This is a genomic window from Pseudonocardia halophobica (assembly GCF_027922425.1).
Lineage (GTDB): Bacteria > Actinomycetota > Actinomycetes > Mycobacteriales > Pseudonocardiaceae > Pseudonocardia > Pseudonocardia halophobica.
In genome coordinates, this window is the sequence record NZ_BSFQ01000031.1 from 1 (window position 1) to 23,185 (window position 23,185).

Annotated in this window: 29 protein-coding genes; 22 read left to right on the plus strand and 7 right to left on the minus strand. The window is 74.4% G+C overall.

All coding sequences use genetic code 11. The features are described 5' to 3' along the window. Positions 1 to 107 precede the first annotated feature (107 nt). The 3 genes from PKE99_RS27300 (at position 108) to PKE99_RS39645 (ending at position 1,370) form a co-directional block, all read left to right on the plus strand. Positions 108 to 464 (plus strand): ChaB family protein, encoded by a 357-nt coding sequence (locus PKE99_RS27300; RefSeq protein WP_231498235.1) that lies wholly within the window; start codon positions 108 to 110, stop codon positions 462 to 464. Positions 465 to 559: 95 nt separating this feature from the next. After that, the gene (locus PKE99_RS27305; RefSeq protein WP_037046766.1) at positions 560 to 1,129 is read left to right on the plus strand and encodes a hypothetical protein; all 570 of its coding nucleotides are present in this window, start codon (positions 560 to 562) and stop codon (positions 1,127 to 1,129) included. Between the two features lie 58 nt (positions 1,130 to 1,187). Beyond that, entirely contained in the window at positions 1,188 to 1,370 is a 183-nt protein-coding gene (locus PKE99_RS39645; RefSeq protein ID WP_037046767.1) for a hypothetical protein, read from the plus strand. Positions 1,371 to 1,463: 93 nt separating this feature from the next. Here the strand turns inward: PKE99_RS39645 and PKE99_RS27315 are convergent, their stop codons facing one another. Further along, positions 1,464 to 3,797, minus strand: a complete 2,334-nt coding sequence (locus PKE99_RS27315; protein WP_051737540.1) for a molybdopterin oxidoreductase family protein — start codon at positions 3,795 to 3,797, stop codon at positions 1,464 to 1,466. Positions 3,798 to 3,919: 122 nt separating this feature from the next. Here PKE99_RS27315 and PKE99_RS27320 point away from each other — a divergent pair, with 122 nt between their 5' ends. From PKE99_RS27320 to PKE99_RS27330, 3 genes are read left to right on the plus strand one after another with little or no spacing between them, the layout of a single operon-like run. After that, positions 3,920 to 4,876, plus strand: coding sequence for an SDR family NAD(P)-dependent oxidoreductase (locus tag PKE99_RS27320; RefSeq protein ID WP_037046768.1), 957 nt, complete (start codon positions 3,920 to 3,922; stop codon positions 4,874 to 4,876). 53 nt (positions 4,877 to 4,929) lie between these two features. Further along, positions 4,930 to 5,361 carry an SRPBCC family protein gene (locus PKE99_RS27325; protein WP_037046769.1) on the plus strand — a complete coding sequence of 144 codons (432 nt, stop codon included), beginning with the start codon at positions 4,930 to 4,932 and terminating at the stop codon, positions 5,359 to 5,361. Then, complete coding sequence (locus tag PKE99_RS27330; protein ID WP_037046770.1) at positions 5,358 to 6,947, plus strand: phytoene desaturase family protein; 1,590 nt, start codon at positions 5,358 to 5,360, stop codon at positions 6,945 to 6,947. Before PKE99_RS27325 ends, PKE99_RS27330 begins: the two co-directional genes overlap by 4 nt. Before the next feature lie 456 nt (positions 6,948 to 7,403). Here PKE99_RS27330 and PKE99_RS27335 read toward each other — a convergent pair whose 3' ends face one another. The 3 genes from PKE99_RS27335 to PKE99_RS27345 form a co-directional block, all read right to left on the minus strand. Then, positions 7,404 to 7,610 carry a hypothetical protein gene (locus tag PKE99_RS27335; RefSeq protein WP_037046771.1) on the minus strand — a complete coding sequence of 69 codons (207 nt, stop codon included), beginning with the start codon at positions 7,608 to 7,610 and terminating at the stop codon, positions 7,404 to 7,406. A gap of 95 nt (positions 7,611 to 7,705) precedes the next feature. After that, the gene (locus tag PKE99_RS27340) at positions 7,706 to 9,157 is read right to left on the minus strand and encodes an MFS transporter (protein WP_037046772.1); all 1,452 of its coding nucleotides are present in this window, start codon (positions 9,155 to 9,157) and stop codon (positions 7,706 to 7,708) included. Positions 9,158 to 9,283: 126 nt separating this feature from the next. Next, positions 9,284 to 9,646 (minus strand): STAS domain-containing protein, encoded by a 363-nt coding sequence (locus PKE99_RS27345; protein ID WP_051737542.1) that lies wholly within the window; start codon positions 9,644 to 9,646, stop codon positions 9,284 to 9,286. Between the two features lie 218 nt (positions 9,647 to 9,864). Here PKE99_RS27345 and PKE99_RS27350 point away from each other — a divergent pair, with 218 nt between their 5' ends. The 4 genes from PKE99_RS27350 (at position 9,865) to PKE99_RS27365 (ending at position 12,367) form a co-directional block, all read left to right on the plus strand. Next, entirely contained in the window at positions 9,865 to 10,464 is a 600-nt protein-coding gene (locus PKE99_RS27350) for a flavodoxin family protein (RefSeq protein WP_037046773.1), read from the plus strand. 35 nt (positions 10,465 to 10,499) lie between these two features. After that, positions 10,500 to 11,699, plus strand: a complete 1,200-nt coding sequence (locus PKE99_RS27355) for an alcohol dehydrogenase catalytic domain-containing protein (RefSeq protein WP_037046776.1) — start codon at positions 10,500 to 10,502, stop codon at positions 11,697 to 11,699. After that, positions 11,696 to 12,028 (plus strand): DUF3140 domain-containing protein, encoded by a 333-nt coding sequence (locus PKE99_RS27360; protein ID WP_037046778.1) that lies wholly within the window; start codon positions 11,696 to 11,698, stop codon positions 12,026 to 12,028. The genes PKE99_RS27355 and PKE99_RS27360 overlap by 4 nt, the downstream gene beginning before the upstream one ends. 66 nt (positions 12,029 to 12,094) lie before the next feature. Next, complete coding sequence (locus PKE99_RS27365) at positions 12,095 to 12,367, plus strand: DUF3040 domain-containing protein (RefSeq protein WP_037046779.1); 273 nt, start codon at positions 12,095 to 12,097, stop codon at positions 12,365 to 12,367. 12 nt (positions 12,368 to 12,379) lie between these two features. Here the strand turns inward: PKE99_RS27365 and PKE99_RS27370 are convergent, their stop codons facing one another. Beyond that, positions 12,380 to 13,000 carry a ribonuclease H family protein gene (locus PKE99_RS27370; protein WP_081924205.1) on the minus strand — a complete coding sequence of 207 codons (621 nt, stop codon included), beginning with the start codon at positions 12,998 to 13,000 and terminating at the stop codon, positions 12,380 to 12,382. Positions 13,001 to 13,088: 88 nt separating this feature from the next. Between PKE99_RS27370 and PKE99_RS27375 the strand changes: the two genes are divergently transcribed. Beyond that, a complete protein-coding gene (locus PKE99_RS27375) occupies positions 13,089 to 14,714 on the plus strand; it encodes a Na+/H+ antiporter (RefSeq protein WP_037046780.1) in 1,626 nt (541 codons plus the stop codon). Positions 14,715 to 14,719: 5 nt separating this feature from the next. On the opposite strand, the gene PKE99_RS27380 is transcribed toward PKE99_RS27375, so the two are convergent. Both PKE99_RS27380 and PKE99_RS27385 read right to left on the minus strand, forming a co-directional pair. After that, complete coding sequence (locus PKE99_RS27380; protein ID WP_156067655.1) at positions 14,720 to 15,454, minus strand: G1 family glutamic endopeptidase; 735 nt, start codon at positions 15,452 to 15,454, stop codon at positions 14,720 to 14,722. 113 nt (positions 15,455 to 15,567) lie between these two features. Next, positions 15,568 to 16,521 (minus strand): TIGR03557 family F420-dependent LLM class oxidoreductase, encoded by a 954-nt coding sequence (locus PKE99_RS27385; protein WP_037046782.1) that lies wholly within the window; start codon positions 16,519 to 16,521, stop codon positions 15,568 to 15,570. Positions 16,522 to 16,738: 217 nt separating this feature from the next. Between PKE99_RS27385 and PKE99_RS27390 the strand changes: the two genes are divergently transcribed. The 11 genes from PKE99_RS27390 to PKE99_RS27440 all read left to right on the plus strand — a co-directional run bounded on the left by PKE99_RS27390 (position 16,739) and on the right by PKE99_RS27440 (position 23,169). Further along, positions 16,739 to 17,182, plus strand: a complete 444-nt coding sequence (locus PKE99_RS27390) for a hypothetical protein (protein ID WP_156067656.1) — start codon at positions 16,739 to 16,741, stop codon at positions 17,180 to 17,182. A gap of 384 nt (positions 17,183 to 17,566) precedes the next feature. Beyond that, on the plus strand, positions 17,567 to 18,301 hold the full coding sequence (locus PKE99_RS27395; protein WP_156067657.1) for a hypothetical protein: 735 nt from the start codon (positions 17,567 to 17,569) through the stop codon (positions 18,299 to 18,301). Further along, positions 18,294 to 19,559 (plus strand): SRPBCC family protein, encoded by a 1,266-nt coding sequence (locus PKE99_RS27400; RefSeq protein ID WP_037046784.1) that lies wholly within the window; start codon positions 18,294 to 18,296, stop codon positions 19,557 to 19,559. The genes PKE99_RS27395 and PKE99_RS27400 overlap by 8 nt, the downstream gene beginning before the upstream one ends. A gap of 3 nt (positions 19,560 to 19,562) precedes the next feature. Further along, a complete protein-coding gene (gene gvpJ, locus PKE99_RS27405; protein ID WP_037046786.1) occupies positions 19,563 to 20,000 on the plus strand; it encodes a gas vesicle protein GvpJ in 438 nt (145 codons plus the stop codon). Beyond that, positions 19,997 to 20,728, plus strand: a complete 732-nt coding sequence (locus tag PKE99_RS27410) for a GvpL/GvpF family gas vesicle protein (RefSeq protein WP_037046788.1) — start codon at positions 19,997 to 19,999, stop codon at positions 20,726 to 20,728. Before gvpJ ends, PKE99_RS27410 begins: the two co-directional genes overlap by 4 nt. A 6-nt stretch (positions 20,729 to 20,734) precedes the next feature. After that, positions 20,735 to 20,965: a gas vesicle protein GvpG gene (locus PKE99_RS27415; RefSeq protein ID WP_037046791.1), complete on the plus strand. Its 231-nt coding sequence runs from the start codon at positions 20,735 to 20,737 to the stop codon at positions 20,963 to 20,965. A 13-nt stretch (positions 20,966 to 20,978) separates the two neighbouring features. Continuing rightward, positions 20,979 to 21,446: a gas vesicle protein GvpO gene (gvpO, locus tag PKE99_RS27420; protein ID WP_081924187.1), complete on the plus strand. Its 468-nt coding sequence runs from the start codon at positions 20,979 to 20,981 to the stop codon at positions 21,444 to 21,446. Then, positions 21,443 to 21,901 carry a gas vesicle protein gene (locus PKE99_RS27425; protein ID WP_081924188.1) on the plus strand — a complete coding sequence of 153 codons (459 nt, stop codon included), beginning with the start codon at positions 21,443 to 21,445 and terminating at the stop codon, positions 21,899 to 21,901. Before gvpO ends, PKE99_RS27425 begins: the two co-directional genes overlap by 4 nt. Further along, entirely contained in the window at positions 21,898 to 22,647 is a 750-nt protein-coding gene (locus PKE99_RS27430; RefSeq protein ID WP_037046793.1) for a GvpL/GvpF family gas vesicle protein, read from the plus strand. Before PKE99_RS27425 ends, PKE99_RS27430 begins: the two co-directional genes overlap by 4 nt. Beyond that, a complete protein-coding gene (locus PKE99_RS27435) occupies positions 22,644 to 22,880 on the plus strand; it encodes a gas vesicle protein (RefSeq protein WP_051737547.1) in 237 nt (78 codons plus the stop codon). The genes PKE99_RS27430 and PKE99_RS27435 overlap by 4 nt, the downstream gene beginning before the upstream one ends. After that, positions 22,873 to 23,169 carry a gas vesicle protein K gene (locus PKE99_RS27440; RefSeq protein ID WP_037046795.1) on the plus strand — a complete coding sequence of 99 codons (297 nt, stop codon included), beginning with the start codon at positions 22,873 to 22,875 and terminating at the stop codon, positions 23,167 to 23,169. Before PKE99_RS27435 ends, PKE99_RS27440 begins: the two co-directional genes overlap by 8 nt. The last annotated feature ends 16 nt before the right edge of the window (positions 23,170 to 23,185 follow it).

The following is a 23,185-nucleotide window of genomic DNA, read 5'->3' on the forward strand; positions in this document are numbered from 1 at the left end:
CTCGGGTTCACGTGCACCAAGCGCGAACGAGCACAGCCGACCCCGCCCAGATTCTCATCCTTCAAGGCGGCCCGGGGTAGGGCCATGACATCTCAGACGACAAGGCCGTGCGCACGTACAAGAAGGCGCTGGAGTCGGCCGAGGACAGCTACGGCGACGGCGAGCGGGCCCACCGCACCGCCTATGCCGCGCTGAAGCACACCCACGAGAAGGTCGGCGACCACTGGGAGCCCAAGGACGAGCCGGGCCCCTCGGACGAGCAGGCGGAGAAGAGCGCGCCGCAGTCCCGGTCGGAGGGCGACGACACCGCCGGGGGCGTCGACGCAAGGGCGAAGAAGAGCCACCTCGTGGAGGTCGCCCAGAAGCTCGGCATCGACGATCCCGACGGCAAGAACAAGGACGAGCTCGTCGCGGAGATCCAGAAGGCGAACGACCGGGAGACCGCCCGCGCACGCCAGCAGTGACCCGAGTCACATGGAATTGGTGACACGCGTTTGACCGGCGGTGACCGGAGGAATACCGGGCGCATTCCCCCATCGCGTCCCGCTGAGGAGCTGCCGTGACCGACGTGCACCCGGAGGGTCTCGCCGTGGCCCACACCCGGGTCCGTGCCCGCCCCCGCCTCGGAGCCCCGCTGTGGCTCTGGGCGATCATCTCCGCCGTCTGCTCGCTGGTCGCGGTGGCCGCCTTCGTGCAGTGGGATCCGCTGGGCGGGGCCGGCACCGTCGCGGACACGGACACGAGCGCGGCGAGCGGGCTCACGGCCGGCGGGGCGACCCTGCTGCCGCTGGAGCGCGCCTCGGGGCCGGGCGGGGACCTTTCCGGGTTCGCCGGGGACACCGTCACCGCCGAGGGCGTGCCCGTGCAGTCCGCGCCGGCCGCCGCGGGCTTCTGGCTGGGGACCGCGGCCGACGAGCGGGTCTGGGTCCAGGTGCTGACGCAGCCGGGTGAGGCGCCCTTCGTGGCCGCCGGCGGCGACCGCGTGTCCTTCACCGGCGTGATGGCGGCGCACACGGACGCCTTCGCCGCGCAGGTGCTCCCGGGCGACGCGGCCGCGTCCGCGCTGCTGTCCCGCCAACGGGCCCACGTCGAGGTCGCGCGGTCGGACCTGGAGATCGTCCGGTCCTAGATCGGTGCCCGGGCCCGCACCGAGGATTGAACCGGCCGACGGTGGGCACGCCCCGGGCATGACCGGACGCGACGACCACGACGAGACCATGACCGAGCAGGTCCTCAAGGAGGCGACCACCACCGGCGCCCCCGGGGACGAGCCCGACACCGCCCCGGAGGAGCCGCAGGGCGCCGCGTTCCCGCGCGGCGGTGCGGACGAGGCCGACAGCGCGGGCGCCCACGAGGACAAGGACCGCTGACGGCGCCGGAGCGGCCGGCCCGACAGCCGTTCTACGCCGGCGATGCGGTCGGCGGCGAGACGGTGCCGGGATGACCGGCCGCGCCCGGTCCCGTCACGCCGGAGCGGCGGGACCGAGCGCCGCGGCCCCGGTCTTGAACGCCGGCTGCTTCGACGCCGGGTCCCAGGTGGTGAGGGTGAGCTCGTTGGCCGCCCGGTCGTGGTCCCGGCCCGGGGCGTCCCAGTAGCCGTAGTGGAAGGGCAGGAACACCACGCCCTCGCGCAGGTCCACGATGCGCAGCCGGGCCCGCACGCGCCCGCGCCGGGTGCGCAGCTCGGCCAGGTCGCCCTCGGCGAGCCCGGCCCGCGCGGCGTCGGCCGCGGAACACTCGATCCAGACCTCGGGCGCGGCCTCCTGCAGCTCCGGGGCCCGGCCGGTCTTGGTGCGGGTGTGGAAGTGCACCAGCGTGCGGCCGGTGATCAGGGCGAGCGGGTAGTCGTCGTCCGGCGGCTCGGGCAGCGGGACGTGCCGGACGGCCCGCAGCAGGGCCCGGCCCTCCGGGTTGCGCGCGCGGTACGCGTCGGCGTCGGAGGGCTCGCCGGTGACCAGGTCCTTGGGGAAGTTCTCGCAGTGGTCCGGATGGGCGGGGAAGCGCCCGTCGCCGTAGAGCCGCGGGGTGCCGTCCGGGGCGTCGGCGGTGCAGGGCCACTGGATCCCGTCCGCCCCGCGCAGCTTTTCGTGGCTGAGCCCGGTCTGGTCGAGCGGGCGGCCCGCGGTCGACGCCGCCCACGCGGCGAAGGCCGACTCGGCGTCGTGCCAGGGCGGGAAGGCCTGCCCGTCCCGGTCGCGCAGGTCCATGCGCCGCGCGAAGTCGAGGAAGATGTCCAGGTCCGGACGGGCCTCCCCGGGTGGGTCCACCGCCTTCTCGGCCAGGTGCACGGTCCGGTCGGCGTTGGTGAGGACGCCGGTCTTCTCGCCCCAGGTCGCCGCGGGCAGCACGACGTCGGCGAACTCCGTGGTCTCGGTGCGGAACAGGTCCTGCACGACCACGAACAGGTCGTCCTGCGCGAGCACCCGGCGCACCCGCGCGAGCTCGGGCAGGGAGACGGCGGGGTTGGTCCCGGAGATCCACAGCATCCGGATCGCGCCCTGCTCGGCCTGCGCGAACAGCTCCATCGCGTGCGTGGGCGGGCCCTCGTGCGGGATCTTGTCCGGGTCGACGTTCCAGATCCCGGCGAGCTCCTCGACGTGCGCGGGGTTGGCCCAGTTGCGGAAGCCCGCGAGGTCGCCGTTCGCGCCGCACTCGCGGGTGTTCTCCGCGGTGGGCTGGCCGTTCATCTGCAGCACCCCGCACCCGGGCCGGCCGAGCATGCCGCGCAGCAGGTGCAGGGTGTTCACCGCGCACGCCGCGGCCGTGGCCTGGTGGGACTGGTAGAAGCCCTGCAGCACGGTCGACAGCAGCCGGTCCGCCCCGCCGAGCAGGGCGGCGGCGGCCCGCAGGTCGCCCTCGTCGATCCCGCAGAGCTCGGCCACGGTCGCGGGCGGGTAGTCGGCGACCACGGCCGCGAGATCGGCGAAACCCACGGTGTGGGCGCCGACGTAGGCCTCGTCGGCGTGCCCGTTCTCGAGGAGCAGGTGCAGCAGGCCGTTCATCAGCGGCAGGTTGGTGCCGGGCCGCGGCGCGAGGTGCACGCCGCCGGAGTCCCGGGCGGCCCGGGCCACCTCGGTGGTGCGCGGGTCCACGCACAGCAGCCGCGGCGGGTCGTCGCCGCCGAGCCGGTCGAGCACCCGGCACCACAGCACCGGCTGGGTGGCGGCCACGTTGTGCCCGAAGAGGGCGATCACGTCCGCGTGGTCGACGTCGGCGTAGCAGCCGGGCTGGCCGTCGCTGCCGAAGGACTCCTTGAGCGCCTCGGCCGCGGTCGCCGTGCACAGCCGCGTGTTGCCGTCGAGGTTCGCCGAGCCGAGCCCGCCCTGCACGACGGCCGCGAGCGTCCAGTACTCCTCGGCGAACAGCTGGCCGGTCGTGTAGAAGCCCAGGCCCTCCGGCCCGTCGTCCGCGAGCACCGCGCGGGTGCGGGCGACGATCCGGTCCATCGCGGTGTCCCAGTCGGTCTCGACCAGCTCGCCGCCCTCGCGGACGAGCGGGCGGGTGAGCCGGTCGGGCGAGGCGTTGGCCTGCCAGCCGTAGAGGTCCTTGGGGCCCAGCCGCCCGCGGTTCACCCGGTCCCCGGCGCGCCCGCGCACACCGACGATCCGGCCCTCCCGCACCGCCACGTCCATCGCGTCGCCGTTGGAGTGCAGCAGCGACGCCGCGGGCACCCACCGCTCGACGTCCGCCTCCGCGACGCCCTCGGCGAGCTGCAGGTCGACGCGGACGGGCCACGGCGCGCCCTTGCCGTAGGGCGTCCGCGCGCCCCACGGGTGCGCGATGCGGTCGGTGGTCATGAGTGCGACTACCCGCCCGGCGCTGCGCCATGCGGAGGTGTGGCCCGTGTGGACATGTGGCTCTCCGAGGTGTGGCGGGGCGGCGGAGGTGTGGCAGGGCGCCCCGCGGGTAGGTGCCCACTGTGGAGATCCCGGGCAGCGTCGTGGTGGTGACCGGCGCCTCGAGCGGCATCGGGCGGGCCGCCGCACAGGAGCTGCTGCGGCGCGGCGCCACCGTCGTCGGCGTCGCTCGGGACGCCGGCGCGCTCGCCGAGCTGGAGGGCCGCGGCCTCGTTCCGGCCCCGGCCGACGTCAGCGACTTCGCCGCCGTCGAGGGCGTGGTCCGCGAGGCCGTCGACCGGTTCGGGCGGATCGACGCGTGGGTGAACTGCGCCGGCGTCGTCGAGTTCGGGGCGTTCCTCGACGTGCCCCTCGACGACGTCCGGCGGGTGCTCGACGTCGACCTCATGGGTTACGTGCACGGCTGCCGCGCGGTGCTGCCCGGGATGGTGGAGCGCGACCGCGGCGTGATCGTCAACGTCTCGTCGATCCTCGGCGTCGTCGCGCTGCCCTACGGCGCCGCCTACTCGATGGCGAAGTTCGCGATCCGCGCGCTGGGCGTGAGCCTGCGCCAGGAGCTGCGCACCTCCGGCGTGCACGGGGTGCGGGTGGGCACGGTCCTGCCGGCGGCGATCGACACCCCGATCTGGCGCGACGCCGCCAACCGGTCCGGCGCCCGGCCGCGGCTGGCGGCGCCGACCTACGCGCCGGAGCGCGTGGCGCGGATCGTCGTGGACCAGATCCGGCGGCCGCGCCGCGAGGTCGTGGCCGGCGGCGTCCTCGGCCGGCTGCTCCTGCTGCAGCACAAGGTCTGGCCGGAGAGCGCCGAGCGGGTGTTCGCCGCGGAGGTGGCCCGCTACATCCTCGCCCGCGGTGGCGGCCCGGCGGACGACCCGGGCACCCTGTACGCCCCGCCGGACCACCCGCGGCGGGTGCACGACGGCTGGAACGGGCCGGGGCGCGAGCGGGCCCGCGCGCTCGCGGCCGGCCTGGGGCTCGCGGCCGCGATCGGCGCGGCCGTGGGGCTGGCGCGGCGGTGACGGGCGGACGCCGGCGGGCGGACGCCGGCGGGAGTTGTCGAGAGAGGAGTGCGATGCAGGTCGATCGGTTCGTCCCGGTGGAGCCGGCGAGGGTGTGGAAGGTGCTGTCCGACGGGTGGACCTACCCGCTGTGGGTCGTCGGCGCCACCCACATGCGGGCGGTCGACGCCGACTTCCCCGCGGTCGGGACCCGGCTGCACCACAGCGTCGGCGCCTGGCCGGCCCAGATCCAGGACCGCACCGAGGTGCTGGCCTGCGAGCCGGAGCGGTTGCTCGAGCTGAAGGCGCACGCCTGGCCGTCGGGTGCGGCCCGGGTGCGGATCACGCTGAGCCCGGAGCCCGGCGGCACCCGCGTCGCGATGAACGAGCACGCCGAGGCCGGGCCCGCGGCGCTCATCCCCGATCTGGCCCAGCAGGCCATGCTCGTGCCGCGGAACAAGGAGAGCCTGGCGCGCCTCGACAGCATCGTCCGGAACCGGCCGTGACCGAGGCCGCCGACGCCGTCGTCGTCGGGGCGGGGCACAACGGCCTGGTGGCCGCGAACCTGCTCGCCGACGCCGGCTGGCAGGTCCTCGTCCTGGAGGCCTCCGACGCCCCCGGCGGGGCCGTGCGCACCGCCGAGATCACCGCACCGGGCTTCCGCAGCGACCTGTTCAGCGCGTTCTACCCGCTCGGGGCCGCCTCCCCGATCCTGCGCGAGCTCCGGCTCGACGAGCACGGCCTGCGCTGGCGGCACGCTCCCGAGGTCCTCGCGCACGTCACCCCGGACGACCGCTGCGTCGTCCTGTCCCGGGACCTCGACACCACCGCCGGCGCGCTCGACGCGTTCGCCGCGGGCGACGGGGCGGCCTGGCGCGCGCTGGCGGAGGAGTGGGCGCGCATCCGGGACCCGCTGCTGGAGACGGTGCTGCGCCCGTTCCCGCCGGTGCGGGGCACGCCGCGGCTGCTGCGCGCGCTCGGCACCGCCGACGCGCTGCGGTTCGCGCGGACGATCGTGCAGCCCGTGCGCCGGTTCGCCGACGAGCGGTTCGGCGGCGAGGGCGCGAAGCTGCTGCTCGCCGGCAACGCCCTGCACACCGACCTGGGACCTGACGCCGCGGGCAGCGCGGTCTTCGGGTGGCTGCTCTGCATGCTGGGGCAGGACGTCGGCTTCCCGGTGCCCGAGGGCGGCGCCGGCCGGATCGTCGACGCGCTGGTGGCGCGGCTGCACGAGCGCGGTGGCCGGGTCGAGTGCGACCGGCCCGTTCGCGAGGTGCTGTTGCGCGGGGGCCGGGCGGTCGGGGTGCGCGACGCCGAGGGCACGCCCGTCACGGCCCGCCGGGCCGTGCTCGCCGACGTCCCGGCCCCGGTGCTGTACCGGGACCTGGTGGGGGAGGCGAACCTGCCGCCGAGGTTCGTCCGCGACCTCGACCGGTTCCAGTGGGACACCGCGACCGTGAAGCTCGACTGGGCGCTCGACGGCCCGGTGCCCTGGACCGCGGAGGCGGCGCGCCGGGCGGGCACGGTGCACCTGGGCGCGGACATGGACGGGCTCCGCGGCTACGCGGCCGACCTCGCCGCCGGGCGGGTGCCGCAGGAGCCGTTCCTGCTGTTCGGGCAGATGACCACGGCGGATCCCTCCCGCTCGCCGGCCGGGACCGAGTCCGCCTGGACCTACACGCACGTACCCCGCGGGCTGGGCTGGGACGAGACCGACCTGCTGCGGCACGCCGAGCTCGTCGAGCGCACGGTGGAGCGCAATGCCCCGGGCTTCCGCGACCTGATCCGCGCGCGGAGCGTGGCCGGGCCCGCGGACCTGCAGCGCCGCAACCCCGGCCTGGTCGACGGCGCGATCAACGGCGGCACGGCGGCGGTGCACCAGCAGTTGGTGTTCCGGCCGGTCCCGGGGCTGGGGCGGGCGGACACCCCGATCGACCGGCTGTTCCTCTCGGGCTCCTCGGCGCACCCCGGTGGAGCGGTGCACGGTGGGGCGGGCGCCAACGCGGCCCGCGCCGCGCTCGCCGCCTCCGGTCGCCTCGGCCCCGTCTACCGCGGCCTCGTCCGCGCCGCCCACCGCCGCATCTACGCCTGACCACCGCCCTCTGACCGCACTATGGATCCACAACGCCGACTCATTGGCCTGCTGGGCGCAGTACGGTTCCATAACGCTTGGTCAGTGGGCTGGTGAACGCGTTATGGCTCCACAGTGCGCGAGTGTTCTCCCGCCTGTGGTCGCCGGGCAATGGGTTCCGTCAATGATCGTTACGAGTGGTACCTCAGGGTCTTTCGAACAGCGCTCCTGTGACACTCGCGGTGATCACCGGCCCATGATCATTGTGGGCGGGACGGGAGTGCTCCTCGGCCGACGCTTCTGTCCCACTCGTGCTGATCATGGGCTTCCCTTCATGATCATTTCGGGTGGCACCTGAGGGTCGGGTGATCAGCGCTCCTGTCACTCTGGCGCTGATCACCCGCCCCAGGACCAGGTCCCGGGCCGGCTGGGCGACCACGACGACCTCGGGCACCCCCTTCGGGGGCACGCCGGCGATCAGTACTCCGGGTCGCCGGGGCGGGGCGGCGAGCAGTTGTTCGCCACGTTCATCTGCGCGGCCAGCTCGTCGACCCGCTCCTCGCGCGCCCGCTCCTCCCGGGCCCGGTCCTCACCGTCGGAGCCGGAGCCGGTCTCGGGAGCGGTGTCGGTGCGGGTGTCGCGGTCCTCGCGGTCCTCGTGGTCCTCGTGGCCGGGGTCCTGCACGACTGGGACCTCCCTCGTGACGTCGTGTCCGTGTGCGGTCCGGCCTTCGCGTACCCGATCACACCCGGCTCACACCCCGCCCCCGCCGGGTGAGCTCACTCCCGCAGCACCGCCGCGACCGGCGGGGAGCGGAAGGCCGGGCCCTCGCCGTCCGTCCAGCGCCGCAGGTCGGGCTTCTGCGGGCCGGAGCCGCCGAGCAGCAGCGTCCCCGTCAGCACGACGGCGCCGACGCCGGTGAGCACGACGCCGAGCAGGATCGTCCGGTCGATCGAGGACGGGGTGGCGGCGCCCTCGGACATGGCCAGCTTCATCACCACCGGCGCCGCCAGGAACGCCGCCTCCGAGCGCAGCAGCTGGACCAGGGCGAAGGCCGGTCCGAGCCGCGGTGCGGGCACGCTGAGCGCGCCCAGGAACAGCCCCGGCCCGACCCCCGTGCCGGCGCCGACCCCCAACAGGAACCCGGCCACCGCGGCGCGCACCAGCCCGCCGCCGCTCAGCAGCACGGCGCCGGCCGCGCACACCGTGAGCAGCCCGCCGAGGACCAGCACCGGCAGCCAGCGGGTGGGCAGCACGCGCACGATCAGCAGGATCGCCACCAGCATCCCCGCCACCTGGGTGGCGAGCGCCGCGCCGACGACCGCGGGCGGGTGCCCCTCGACCTGCTGCAGCCGCAGCACCGCCAGCTCGGTGAAGGCGGTGAACCCGGCGCCGGTGACCATCGCGGCGCCGATCCCGGTGATGGGCAGCGTGTGCGCGATCAGCCGCACCGGCATCAGCGGGTTCTCCTTGCGGTACTCCCGCACCACGAGGAGGACGAGCGCGGCCAGTCCGAGGGCCGTCGGCACCAGGAACCCGGGCGAGGTGGGCGCGTGCCCGACCAGCACGCTCACGCCCACGAACGGCAGGAACGTCGCGGCCGCGGCCAGCGGGACGCCGGACGGGTCGACCTGCATCCGAGGCGACCCGGGTTCGGTCCGCTCGAAGCCGAGGAGCCCCACCACGAACCCCGCGAGCGCGACGACCGCCGCCGCGGCGTGCACCCAGCGCCACGCGCCGGGGGTGGCGGCGAACCCGCCGATCGACGTGCCGAGCACGGACCCGCCGAAGAGCCCCAGGTTGATCAGGGCGACGGTCAGCGGGATCCGCCGCGGGCCGTGCCCCGTCACGGCCGGCGGCAGCGCCACGACCAGCAGCATCCCGCTGCCCAGGCCGAGCAGTACCCGGCCCGCGATCAGCACGCCGTTGGACCCGGAGACCGCGGCCAGCCCGGCCCCGGCCGCGATGAGCAGCGTGCAGCAGAGGTAGATCCGGCGCCGGTCGATGCGGTGCATGAGGTCGGCGGCGAGCACCACGGCGAAGGCGTACGACGCGTTGGCCAGCCCCTGGCCGAGCTGCAGCCCCGCGCGGTCGGTGCCGAGCTCGCCCGCCTGCACCCCGGTGAGCAGGAAGGGGGCGGTCGAGAGCAGCACGAACGGCGTCAGGCCGAGGAGGGCCATGGTGATCCCGGTGGACCACCGACCGGCGAGGCGCGGCGACGGCAGGCTCATCGGGCCCACCGCGGCGCGGCCGCGGGGGACGACACGGAGATCGGCACGGGGAGCAGGACCATGTCCCGGTCTTCCCGGGGGCCGCGCGACCCAACCGGAGCACGCCCGCCCCGGGAGCCGCCGGGCTCAGTTCAGCCGGCGCGCCCGCGACTCGACGACCAGGGGCGCGGGTACGCCCGGCAGGGTGCCGGTGGCGGGGATGCCCAGGGCCCGCAGGATCATCTGGGCCGGCCGGTGCTCGTCGCAGACGAGGTGCAGCCCGCCGCCGCGGAGCTCGAGCTCGTCCCGCAGCCGCAGCAGCTCGCGCACCCCGGAGGCGCAGAGGTGCTGCAGTTCGTCGAGGTCCACGACGACCACGGTGCGGTCCGCGTCGGCCAGCTCCTGCAGGACCGACCGGAAGCACTCCAGACTCGCGAGATCGACCTCCCCGCGGAGGTGGGCGACGAGGTAGCCCGGTCCCGGGCGGTCCTCGACCTCGATTTCGATCATGGCCCTGTCCTGCATCGTCGGTGCGCCTCCCCGGAGGAGGAGATCGCGCGCTGCGTGGTTGAACGCTGCGACTCCGAGAAACTCCCATGCTGGCACGCCCGTACCGCTCGGCGTAACCCCCCGGATGCGGTGCGCAGCCCGGCCGGGCGTCCGTTTGTCGCGGTCGCGGCCGGGTATCGCCCCCCGCGACCGAGGATCCGGCGAACGGAAGGTCCGCCATGCTGACCGCCCTGGCCCTGAACTGCACGCTGAACCCGTCGCCGACGGGGTCGAGCACGCAGAAGATGATCGACGAGGTGCTCGCCGCGCTGAAGCAGCACGACGTCGTGGGCGACACGGTGCGGGTGATCGACCACGACGTGCGTCCCGGCGTGCAGCCGGACATGGGTGGCGGCGACGAGTGGCCGGGCCTGCGCTCGCGGATCCTCGAGTCCGACATCCTGGTGTTCGCCACCCCGACCTGGGTCGGGCACCCGAGCAGCATCGCGCAGCGCGTGCTGGAGCGCCTCGACGCCGAGATCTCCGAGACGGACGACGAGGGCCGGCCGCTGATGTTCGGAAAGGTCGCCGTGGCCGCCGTCGTCGGCAACGAGGACGGCGCCCACAAGATCGCCGCCGACCTCTTCCAGGCGCTCAACGACACCGGTTTCACGGTCCCGGCGCAGGGGTCCGTCTACTGGAACGGCGAGGCGATGTCCGGCACGGACTACAAGGACCTCGACGACACCCCCGAGCCGGTGGCGGCCACGACCGCCACCCTCGCCGCCAACGCGGCGCACCTGGCCCGGCTGCTGAACGAGCACCAGTACCCCGCCTGAGGAAGGCCCTGCGCAAGGGCGAGAGAGGAGCCGTCGTGCGCGCACTCACCTGGCACGGCAAGCGCGACGTCCGGGTGGACACCCACCCGGACCCGTCCATCAAGGATCCCGACGACGTCATCGTGCAGATCACCTCGACCGGGCTGTGCGGTTCGGACCTGCACCTGTACGAGGTTCTGGGCCCGTTCCTCGGCGAGGGCGACATCCTCGGCCACGAGCCGATGGGCATCGTCGCGGAGAAGGGCCCGGGCGTGACCTCGCTCGAGGTCGGCGACCGCGTCGTGGTGCCCTTCAACGTCTCCTGCGGGACCTGCTGGATGTGCGAGCGCGGGCTGCACTCGCAGTGTGAGACCACGCAGAACCGCGAGCAGGGCATGGGGGCGTCCCTGTTCGGCTACACGAAGCTCTACGGCCAGGTGCCGGGCGGGCAGGCGGAGTTCCTGCGCGTGCCGTTCGGCGACCGGCTGCCGATCAAGGTGCCCGAGGGCCCGCCGGACGACCGCTTCGTCTACCTGTCCGACGTGCTGCCCACGGCCTGGCAGGCCGTCGCCTACGCCGACCCGCCGCGCGACGGCAGCCTCGTCGTCCTCGGGCTGGGGCCGATCGGCGACATGGCCGCCCGGATCGCCCGGCACCGCGGCGTCGAGACGGTCATCGGCATCGACCTGGTGCCCGAGCGGCTCCAGCGGGCGCAGAACCGCGGTGTGACCACCATCGACCTGCGCGACGCGGGCAAGGACGTCCCCGACGCGGTCCGCGCGCTCACCGGTGGCCGCGGCGCCGACGCGGTGATCGACGCGGTCGGGATGGAGGCGCACGGCTCGCCCTTCGGCAAGATCGCCCACCAGCTCACCGGGTACCTGCCCGACGCCCTGGCCGCGCCCTTCATGAAGGCCGCCGGCGTGGACCGGATGGCCGCCCTGCAGATGGCGATCCAGCTCGTCCGCCGCGGCGGCACGATCTCGCTGTCCGGCGTGTACGGCGGCATGGCCGACCCGCTGCCGATGCTGCAGATGTTCGACAAGCAGATCCAGCTGCGGATGGGCCAGGCGAACGTGCACCGCTGGGTGCCGGACCTGCTGCCGCTGCTCACGGACGACGACCCGCTGGGCACCGAGGACTTCGCGACCCACCACGTGCCGCTGGAGGCGGCGCCGGACGCCTACAAGATGTTCCAGGAGAAGCGCGACGGGGCGGTGAAGGTCCTGTTCAAGCCCGGGACCGCGACCTCGTGAGCGGCAAGGGCGACGAGGACGTCCGCAAGGAGTTCGGCGAGGTGGTCAACATGACCGCCGGCGAGCTCGAGAAGTGGCTGAAGTCGGACGCGTCGAAGGACGCGGGCCAGCACGACGGCGGCGAGTCCGTCGGGCACGAGTCCGGCCGGCGGATCGTGGACATCCTGCGAAGCAAGAAGGCCGACCTCTCCGACGACGACGAGAAGCACATGCGCAAGGTCGTCGGCTACGTGCACCGGCACCTGGCGCAGAAGCCGAAGGGCGACGTCACCGAGACGAAGTGGCGGTACTCGCTGATGAACTGGGGTCACGACCCCCTCGAGGATTGACACGAAGGACTGTTGACCGGGCAGGTCCGGAGGAGTTCGCTCTCACAGCAGGAGCGAGGGGGAGCCATGCTCAGCGACGAGGACCGGCGCCGGTTGCAGGACATCGAGGCGGCGATCCGGATGGAGGATCCGCGGTTCGCCGAACGCCTCGCGCAGGGGAGCTTCCCCACGCGTGCCCGGCGGGCGGTGGCGCTGCTCCTCGTCGTGGTCGGCCTGCTGGGCCTGCTCGCGGGGATGGCACTGCTGTCCGGGGTGATGGTGCTGTTCGCCGTGCTGGTCACGGGGATGGGCGTCACCCTGTGGCTCCGGCGGGGCGGCACCCACCGGCCCGCGGGCTGAGGTGCCCGCCGGTCAGGCGACCGCGCGGGACTGCTCCACGGCCAGGGCGTCGACGAGGTCGTTCATCTCGTCCCCGGAGTGGCCCTTCACCCAGCGGAAGGACACGTCGCCGCGCTCGTTGACCAGGGTGATCAGCGGCTCCCACAGGTCCCGGCTCACCACCGGCTTGCGCGCGCTCGTGGTCCAGCCGCGCGCGAGCCAGCCCTTCCACCAGCCGTCCCGGAAGCAGTTGACGACGTAGGTCGAGTCGCTGACCACCACCAGCGGGCCGTCGAGCGCCCGGACCGCCTCGAGCGCCGCGCGGATCTCCATGCGCTGGTTGGTGGTGCCGGCCTCGCCGCCGCTGTCCTGCCGGCCGTCCCGGGTGGCCCAGGCCCAGCCGCCGGGGCCGGGGTTGCCGGAGCAGGCGCCGTCCGTCCAGACCTCGAGGGCGCCCTCGGCGGCGGGCATGTCCGGGCGCGGGGCCGACCGGGACGGCCGGGCGGTCAGCGCACCGGGCTCGGCCTTCCCGCTGCTCTTCGCGGTCTCGGCACACGCCGAGTGTGCCCAGGAGCTGCCCGCCTTCGCGATCTCCTCACCGGGCCGGACGGGGCTGGAGCAGACGCCGCAGGTGGTGGCGTACTTCGCGGTCATCGGCACCGGGCCAGCCTACGACCCGGCCCGTCCGGCACCGCCCGGGCTCCCGGCATGGTCCGCCGCCCGGCCGGGTACCGACTGCTCCGTGCCGACCCAGGTCCTGCTCGTGGTGCTCGTACTGGCGGCGGGGGTCGTTCTCGGCCGCCTCGTGAGCCGGTGGACGGGGCTGCCCGAGGCCGCCGTGTACGTGCTGCTCGGTGTCGGGGCGGCGTTCATCCCCGGTGTGGGCGAGGTCCGGCTCTCGCCGGACCTGGTGCTGCTGGTCTTCCTGCCGCCGCTGATCTACTACGCCGCGTTCTTCAGCGACCCGCGCGAGACGGCGAACAACCTGGTCCCGATCATCGGGCAGTCCGTCGGGCTCGTCGTGGCGACCGCGCTCGCCGTCGGCGGGTCGCTCCTCCTGGTCTTCCCCGACGTGGGCTGGGCCGCGGCGATCGCGTTCGGCGCCGCCGTCGCGCCGCCCGACCCGGTGGCCGCGGGGTCGGTGCTGCAGCGGCTCGGGGCGCCCCGCCGGCTCGTGACGGTGCTGGAGTCCGAGGGGCTGGTCAACGACGGCGTGGCGCTCACCCTGTTCGCCGTGGCGATCAGTGCGGTCGGCGCCACGACGTCGGTGGGCGAGGTGGGCCTGCAGCTGCTGATCGAGGTCGGCGGCGGCATCGCGTTCGGGCTCGTCGTCGGGATCGTCAGCGCGGCGCTGCGGCGGTTCGTCCGGGACACCGCGAGCCACGTGATCCTCTCCCTGGTCACGCCGTACCTCGCCTTCGTGCCGGCGCAGGAGCTGCACTCGTCCGGTGTGCTCGCGACGGTCACGGCCGCCGTGTGGCTCGGGGTCCGCGGCCGCGGGCTGGTCGAGCCGACGGTCCGGCTGCACTCCGAGACCTTCTGGACGGTGCTGAACTCCCTGCTCGTCGCGCTGCTGTTCGTGCTGCTGGGGATCCAGGTGCCCGCGGTGGTCCGCGAGGTCGGGGCGTACTCGTGGACGGCGCTGGCCGTCGCGGCGGCGGCGGTGGTCGTGGTCGCGATCCTGGTCCGGCTGGCGTGGGTGATGCTGGTGGCGCCGCTGGGCGCGCTGCTGCCGGTCCGGGAGGAGCTGGCCGCGCAGATGCCGTGGCGGGAACGGGTGGTGCTCGGCTGGTGCGGGCCGCGCGGGGCGGTGTCCCTCGCCGTCGCGCTGTCCATCCCGCTGACCGCGGCGGACGGCGCGCCCTTCCCGCGCAGGGACCTGCTGCTGTTCCTCACCGTGGTGGTGGTGCTCGTGACCCTCGTCGGGCAGACCGTCCCGCTGCCCCGGCTGCTGAAGGTGCTGAACCTGCGGCCCGACGAGCGCGAGCGCACCGAAGGGGTGCGGGCGCGCCGGGCGGCCGTCGACGCCGCCCTGCGCGAGCTCGACGAGGTCGCCGAGCGGGACGAGCCGGAGCCGGCCGGGGTGGAGGAGCTGCGCCAGGTCCTGGAGCTGCGCCGGGACCACCTGCGCGACCAGCTGGAGGCCACCCGGCACGCCCACCGGCACGGCGACGACGAGGGCGGCCCGGAACCGGAGGCCCACGGCGAGGGCGCGACGGACGTCAGCGCGCTGCGGCTGCGCCTGGTCGAGGTCGAGCGCGAGACGCTGCGCCGGATGCAGGCGAACGGGGAGATCAGCCGGCCCACGATGGTGGCGATCAGCCAGGAGCTGGACCTGGACGAGACACAGCTCCGCCGGCGGCGCTAGGGCACCTACTCGTGCAGGTAGCTCACGGTGAACGTGCCGCCGCGCACCGGTCCGGTCCTCGTCTGCCGCACGTTCGTCGTGCCGGACTCGAAGCCGACCGGGTCGGTGCTGGCGAGGGGCCTGCCGTCGACGGTGGCGCCGGAGAGCGTGAGGCTGCCGAACGCCGGGAACGCGCCCGTGGGTGACTCGACGACGACCTCCGCCGACGCGTGGTCGTCCTGGAGGTGGGCCGTGTGCGCGGTCCGCGTCCAGCCGCGCGTGGTGTCGGCGATGGTGAGGGTGTAGCCCGTCGCGGTCCGGTGCACGCTCGCGGTCATCCGGTCGCCCGGGCCGACCGGGTCGGGGTGGTACACGGGCGGCTGCGGCGCCGTCTCGTACCAGGCGCGGTACACCGGCTTCCCGGACGCGCAGGTGATCTCGAGGCCCGTCTGCTGCACGGTGTTCGTCACGACGCCGCCCAGCCCGACCCACGGCCCGACGACCTGGGTGGGCGCACCGCAGCGGACCGTGGGGGCCGACCAGGCGGCGGAGACCGTGGTGAAGCCGGATCCGACCGCCGCCCAGCCGGACCAGTTGGACCCGGTGACCGGCTGGTAGCCGGCGTGCGCGACCGGTGCGGGCGCCGCTTCCGTGGCGGCGCCCCGGTCGCCCGGCGGGGCGAGCAGCAGCAGGACAGCGCCCGCCGCCGCCACGAGGGCGCCCACCACCCGGCGCCCGTGCCGTCCCCGTGCTCCCGCCATGACGCACCCCCACCTCGCGGCCGGACAGGGGCGCAAGCCAAGCACGCGGCACCGCGTGCAGGACAGGCCGACGGGCCCTTGTCAGCGGGCGGGATCGGAGGCTCGGCGCCGATTCACCGCAGCTGCGGCAGCACCGTGTCGGCCCACCCGCGGAAGAAGCCGTCGTGGTCGGCGCCGACCTGCTGGACGTAGACCTCGTCGATGCCCGCGTCGAGGTACTGCCGGACCCGCGCGAGGTGGTCCTCGGGGTCGTCGCCGCACACGATCGCCTCGGCGACCTGCTCGCGCGGCACCAGCGTCATGGCGTCGGCGAAGTCCTGCGGGCGGGGCAGGGTCTGGCCGAGCTGGCCCGGCAACGCGTCGTTGGCCCACAGGCGGTGCGCCCGGTCGATCGCGGCCTCGCGGTCGGGCTCCCAGCACACCTTCATGCCGCCCTGGACGGGCTTGTCCCCGCCGCCGGACCCGCGGAAGGTCCGGACCAGGTCGCCGTCGGGCATCGCCGTGCAGTAGCCGTCGCCGATCCGGCCCGCCAGCTCGGTGGCCTGCGGGCCGAAGCCGGAGACGTAGATCGGCACCGGCTGCTCGGGGAGCGTGTAGATCCGCGCCTCCTGCACCTCGTAGTAGGTGCCGTGGTGGCTGATCTGCTCGCCCTTGTGCAGCAGGCGGATCACGTCGACCGCCTCCTCGAGCATGGCAAGCCGCTCGCCGACGGACGGCCAGGCGTCGCCGAGGACGTGCTCGTTGAGCAGCTCGCCGCTGCCGACCCCGAGGACGAACCGGCCGTCGAGCTGCACCGCGGCGGTCGCGGCGGCCTGGGCGATCACGGCCGGGTGGATGCGCACCGTCGGGCAGGTCACCGCGGTCGTGACCGGCAGCGACACCGCCTCGGACAGCGCTCCGATCACGGACCAGACGAACGGGCTCTGGCCCTGCTCGTCGTTCCACGGGTGGAAGTGGTCGGAGATCCAGAGCCGCTCGAAGCCGGCCCGTTCCGCCGCCCGCGCCTGGGCGACGAGCTCCTTCGGGCCGTACTGCTCGCAGGACAGGAAGTAGCCGATGCTCGCCATCGGGGAGCGCTACCCCCACGCCCCCGCGCGAACCGCGGCACCCCGGCAGCCGGCACTGCTCCGGACGGGGCAATGCGAACCGTCCTCCACGACCGCGCGCTGCGACGGTCGGGCGGAATCCGCGCGGGACCGCCCGTGCGGTGAGTGGCGCCGACCCGGATCGGGGTAGACGGCCACGAGCGCCGCACGCCCCGGCGGCGCAGGCGGGGAGGAACACATGCGGCCCATGACGGCGCTGGAGATGGGCGGCGACGCCCCGCGGTCGAGCAACGGGTCGGGCCCCGACCCCGCCGAGCGCCGGAACGCCGCGGTCGCCGACCTCAAGGAGAGCCTGCGCAACCTGCTCCGCACGCTCCTGCGCAGCTCGGTCGGACTCGTCCTGGAGAACGTGGAGAACCTGGGCGGCCTGGTCCAGAAGATGGCCTCCTCGGGCGGGCTCGCCATGGGCGGGCTGCTGGGCGGCGTCCGGGCCGGGCTGGCCGGGAAGAACCCGATCTGGGGTGCGTTGAAAGGCGCGGTCGGGGCCATGAGCACCGGAATGCGGGTGGCGATCATTCTCGCCCTCGTGCTCGCGATCGTGTTGTTGCCGATCACCGTGGTGCTGCTGCTCGTGGCGCTGATCGTGCTGATCATCGTGGCGGCCGCCAAAGCCGGATCCTGATGATCCGTTCTTTCGGCCGGCGGGGCCCGTCCACGCCGGACTCCGGTGGCTGCCGCCGTTCCGTTCCCACACGCTGTCGGCACGCCCGCTTCCGCACCGTGACCAGCCGTTGGGCCGACCGGGCGGTAGGCGCTCGTTCGGCCCAGCACACTCACGGAACCGTCGCAGCGGTGCTCACCCGTCTGTTTCAGGAGCATTTCCGGGAAATGGTCCGGGTGGGTGGGCCGAACGGCGCAAAAATGGCTGATGTGGGCGATCAGCGTGTGCGGCCAGATCCGTTCGGGTAGAAGCTGCTGACCCCGGTTCGGGGCTCGTGCGCGAGCGGTTCGGTGACATCGGTCCCTTCGCGCGGGCGCGGGCCGGCCACCACAACATGGAGGCACGATGAAATGCGGCGCACGGGTGGCGCTCGGGGTAGCCGGCGGCTACTTCCTGGGACGCACCAAGAAGATGAAGCTCGCCCTGATGCTCGGCGGGATGGCCGCAGGGCGTCGTGCGGGCGGGCCGGGTGAGCTCCTGGGCCAGGCCACCAAGCTGCTCAACAGCTCGCCCGAGCTCTCGGCGCTGAGCGACCAGGTCCGTGGGCGGCTGCTGGAGGCGGGCAAGGGCGCCGCCATGGCCGTGGCGGCGCGCCAGGTCGCCGCACTGACCGACAAGGTCGGTCAGCGGGTCGAGACCCTCGCGAGCGGGGCTGCGGGCGCGAAGGACGGCGCGAAGGAGAAGGCGGGCAAGGCCGGGGACACCGCCTCCGACGCGGCGTCGGACGCCTCGGACACCGGGGAGGACGCCGCCGGGGCGGGCACGGACGCCGCGCAGAGCGCCGTCGAGAGCGCCCGCGAGGCCGCCGGCGCCGACTCCGACGAGGAGACCGACCGGGGCGGCGAGCCGGCCGAGGACGAGCAGCAGGAGCCCGAGGAGGAGCCGAAGCCGCGGCGCCGCACCGCCAAGGCCCAGGGCGCGTCGCGCGGGACGGGCTCCCGGGCCACCGGCTCCGGGCGTCGCACCGCGGCCGCGGGCACCGCCACGGCCCGGACCGGGGCGCGGGCCGCCGCCGGCGGGGCGAAGGCCGCCTCGGGTCGTGGCAAGGCCGCTGCCAAGCGGAGGAGCAGCGATGCCTGACACGTCCAAACTGGCGGAGGCGCTGCCGTCCGACGCGTTGAAGGACGCCGGCTCGCGGCTGCTGTCGATGCTGGTGCAGCGGGCCGCCGAGGCCGCGACCGACCGGGTCACGAACCTGACCGACCGCTTCGACACCGTCACCGAGAACGGCGGGTCCGGGGTCCGCGAGGCGCTCGGCCGCCGTCGCGACGACGACGGGGACGACCCGGACGACGAGGACGGCGACGGCGACGGCGGTGGCAAGGGCGGCGGGTTCTTCTCCGGGATCAAGGAGAAGGTCAGCGGCCTGTTCGGCGGCGGCGGCGGCGAGGACTCCGAGGGCGGCGGCGGCGGCAGCGGCGGCGGCAAGAAGGTCAAGCTGACCAACATCGTCGAGGAGATCGACGTCGGCCTCCCGGTGCGCACCACCTACAACCTGTGGACCCAGTACGCCGACTTCCCGGGCTTCATGAAGAAGGTCGAGAGCGTCGACCAGATCACCGACGAGAAGACCCACTGGAAGGCGAAGGTCTTCTGGTCCCACCGCGAGTGGGAGGCGACGACCATGGAGCAGGTCGCCGACTCGCACATCATGTGGCGCTCCAAGGGACCCAAGGGGCACGTGGACGGGGCGGTGAGCTTCACCGGTCTGGGCCCGAACCTCACCCGGGTGCTGCTGGTGCTCGAGTACCACCCGCAGGGCCTGTTCGAGCGCACCGGCAACATCTGGCGCGCGCAGGGCCGCCGCGCCCGGCTGGAGTTCAAGCACTTCCGCCGGCACGCCATGACCACGGCCATGCTGCACCAGGACGAGATCGAGGGCTGGCGCGGCGAGATCCGGGACGCCGAGGTCGTGACGACCCACGAGGAGGCGCTCGACGAGGAGCAGCGCGCCCGCGAGGAGGAGGGCGAGCCCGAGGAGCGCGACGAGTACGCCGAGGCCGGCGGGGACGAGGAGTACGACGAGGAGGCCGAGCCGGCCGCCGAGTACGACGAGGACTACGAGGAGGAGCCCGCGGAGGAGGCCGACGAGGGCGCCGTCGACGAGTCCGAGGAGTACGCCGACGAGGAGCCGGAGGAGGACTACGAGGAGGCCGACGAGTACGCCGACGAGGAGCCGGAGGAGGAGCCGGACGAGGAGTACGAGGAGGTCGACGAGGCGGACACGGCCGCCGACGAGGACACCGAGCCCGACGAGGAACCCGACGAGGAGCCGCCCCCGGCCCGCCGCCGCACGGCACGCCGGCAGACCGCGGGCGCCGGCGGAAGGAGTCGATGAGCGATGACGGTGGCGACCCAGACGGGCGGCGGAGGGCACGTCGACCGCGGCGGCGGGGGCGGGTCGAGCGGCCTCGCCGACGTCGTCGAGCTGATCCTGGACAAGGGCCTGGTCATCGACGTGTTCGTGCGGGTGTCGCTGGTGGGGATCGAGATCCTCACGATCGACGCGCGCGTGGTGGTGGCGAGCGTGGACACGTTCCTGCGCTTCGCCGAGGCCACCAACCGGCTCGACCTCTACGGCAAGGGCAAGGGCGGCAAGGACCTCACCGAGCTGACCCAGGGGATGATGGAGGGCGGCGCCAAGGGTAAGACCGCCGGCGCCCTCGACGCGGCCGTCGACAAGGTCGGGGAGCTCCTGGGCGGAAACGACCGCGACGAGGAGCGGGAGGAGGCGCCGCGCCGCCGCCGGCCGCAGCGGACCCGGGAGCGTGAGGCGTGAGCGCGACGTACGTCTACGGGCTCGTCCGGGCGGACGCCGAGCTGCCCGACGACCTGGTGGGGCTGGGCCCGTCGGGCACGGTGACCACCGTGGTGCACGAGAAGGTCGCCGCGATCGTCGGCGACGTCCCGCTCGACCGCCCGCTCGGCACCCGGGACGACCTGGTGGCCCACGAGGCCGTGGTGGACTCGGTGGCCGCGCGCACGACGGTGCTCCCGATGCGGTTCCCGGCCGTGATCGAGGAGGAGGGCGTGCTCGAGGAGCTCCTGGCGCCGCACCACGACCGGTTCGTCCGGGCGCTGGACCAGCTCGAGGGCACCGTCCAATACACCCTCAAGGGCCGCTACGACCAGGACGTCCTGCTCCGCGAGGTCGTGGAGGAGGACTCGGGGGTGCGCGAGCTGCAGGAGCGCATCCGCGGGGTGCCCGAGGACGCGGCCTACTACGACCGCGTCAAGCTCGGCGAGCTGATCGTCAAGGCGCTCGAGGAGCGCCGCGAGGTCGACGCGAAGGACATCGTTGACCGGATCGGCCCGTTCGCCGAGGCGGTCTCGACCACCACGCCGACCCAGCCCGAGGACGTCGTCAACGCGGCGTTCCTGGTACGCAGGGACGGGGCGGAGGAGTTCGAGGCCGCCGTCGAGGAACTGGGTGCGGACACCCACGAGTGGCTGAAGCTGCGGCTGCTCGGGCCGCTCGCCCCCTACGACTTCGTGCCGGAGGAGTGATCGTCGATGGGTCTCGTGTCGGGTCTGCTGGGACTGCCGCTGGCCCCGGTCCGCGGTGTCCTGTGGCTGGCCGAGCAGATCCAGGACCAGGCCGAACAGCAGTACTACGACCCGGCGCGGATCCGCGCGGAGCTGGAGTGGGTCGACGAGGCGCGCCGCACCGGCGAGCTCTCCGACGAGGAGGCCGCGGAGCGGGAGAACGAGCTGTTGCAGCGGCTCATGGTGCGCCGCGCCTGACCGGCGGAGACCGATGACGGACGACCAGGAGCACACCGGGCGGGACCGCCCCGCTCGCCGCGCCGACCCCCGGCACGGCGAGCGGGACGGCGCCCCCGCGACCCGGACGAAGAGGACGGCCACGCGGAGGACGGCGTCGAAGGGGGCGTCGGACGGCGGGGCGGACGGCGGCTCCGAGGGCGGGTCGGGCGGCTCTGGGGAGGCGGGGCGCAACGGCCACGCGCTGCCCGCCGAGGCGGCCCGCCGCGCGGCGGAGCAGATCGTCGCGCTGACCGGCCGCGAGCTGGAGTCGGTGGTGTCGATCGAGCGGCGCGACGAGGGCTGGTCGATCGGTGTCGAGGTCGTGGAGACGCGCCGCATCCCGGACTCGGCCGACATCCTGGCCGTCTTCCAGGTGGACGTCGACTCCCGCGGCGACCTCCACGGCTACCGCCGCACCGGCCGCTACAGCCGGGGCCAGATGCACAGAGGAGGACGATGACGACCGGAGGCCTTCCGGTACCGGGACGCACGGCGCGTCCGCCCGAGCACCGCCAGGAGTCGACGAACCTCGCCGACATCCTGGAGCGCGTGCTCGACAAGGGCATCGTGATCGCCGGCGACATCCGCGTGAACCTGCTCGACATCGAGCTGCTGACGATCAAGATCAGGCTGCTCGTCGCCTCGGTCGACAAGGCCCGCGAGATGGGCATCGACTGGTGGGAGCACGACCCGAGCCTCAGCTCCGGGCAGCGGGACCTGAACGAGGAGAACCGTCGGCTGCGGCAGCGCATCGGCGACCTCGAGGCCGCCCGCACCCGCGGCGAGCTGGGGGACGGCTCGGCTTCGGAGGCCGAGGTGGGGTCCGAGCCGGAGTCCGAGGAGGAATCCGGGCCGGAGCCCGAGCCGGAGCCGGTGCGCAGGCGGAGCGCCCGGTCCCGGGAGGAGCGTGGATGAGCCTGGTCTGGCTGTACGCGGTGCGCCTCGGCGGGGCGGACCGGCCGCCCGCCGGGCCGGGCGTCGACGGCGAGAGCCCCCGGCTCGTCGTCGAGGGCCCGCTCGTCGCCGTGGTCGGCACGGTGCGCGAGGAGGAGTTCGACGAGGCGGCGCTCGCCCGCGCGATGGAGGACCTGGCCCGTATCGAGCGGCTCGCCCGGGCGCACCACGCGGTGATCGTGGAGGCGGCGGCCGCGGAACCGACGGCGCCCCTGCGGCTGGCCACCGTCTACCGGGACGACGAGGCGGTCGCCCGGATGCTGCGCGAGCGGGCGGTGGAGTTCGGGGCCGTCCTCGAGCGCGTCCGGGACCGGCGGGAGTGGGGCGTCAAGGTCTACGTCGACGCCAAGCCCGAGGCCCCGGTCGAGGCGCCGGCGTCGTCGGATCGTCCCGGGACGTCCTACCTGCTGCGCCGGCGGGCCGACCGGGACCGCGGCGCGCAGGCCCGCGAGCGCGCCCGGGCCGTCGCCGACCGGCTCGACGAGGGGCTCGCGCAGGTCGCGGCCGGGTCACACCGGATGAAGCCGCAGGACGCCCGGCTCAGCGGCCGCGAGCAGGAGATGGTGCTCAACGCGACGTACCTGGTCGACACGGACGGGGAGGACGAGTTCCGGGCGGCGCTCGCCGCGGTCGAGGCGGAGGGGGCGACGGTCGAGCTCACCGGGCCCTGGCCGCCCTTCTCCTTCGCCACGCTGGGGGAGTCGTGACGCTCGCCCACCCGGACGACGAGCTGTCGCTGGTCGATCTGCTCGACCGGCTGCTCGCCGGCGGCGTGATGCTCACCGGCGACATCACGATCTCGCTGGCGGACGTCGACCTCGTGCACGTCTCGCTCCGGGCGTTGATCAGCTCGGTGTCGACCCTGATGGAGGGCCAGGAGACCGCCGTGCCGGAGGCCGCGCTCACGGAGGCCGAGCTCACGGAGGTCCGGCGTGCCTGAGCTGCCCCGCCGCGTGGAGGCCCAGCCGGACACGGTCGGCCGCGACCTCGGCCGGCTGGTGCTGACGATCGTCGAGCTGCTGCGTCAGCTCATGGAGCGGCAGGCGCTGCGCCGGGTCGACGCCGGCGACCTCCCCGACGAGAAGATCGAACAGCTCGGGCTGGGCCTGATGCGGCTCGAGGAGGCGATGGTCGAGCTGCGCGAGCACTTCGGACTCGAGCCCGGCGACCTGAACATCGACCTCGGCCCGCTCGGTAACCTGCTCGGCCCGGAGGCCGGTTCGCGCTGACCGGCGCCGACGGGTG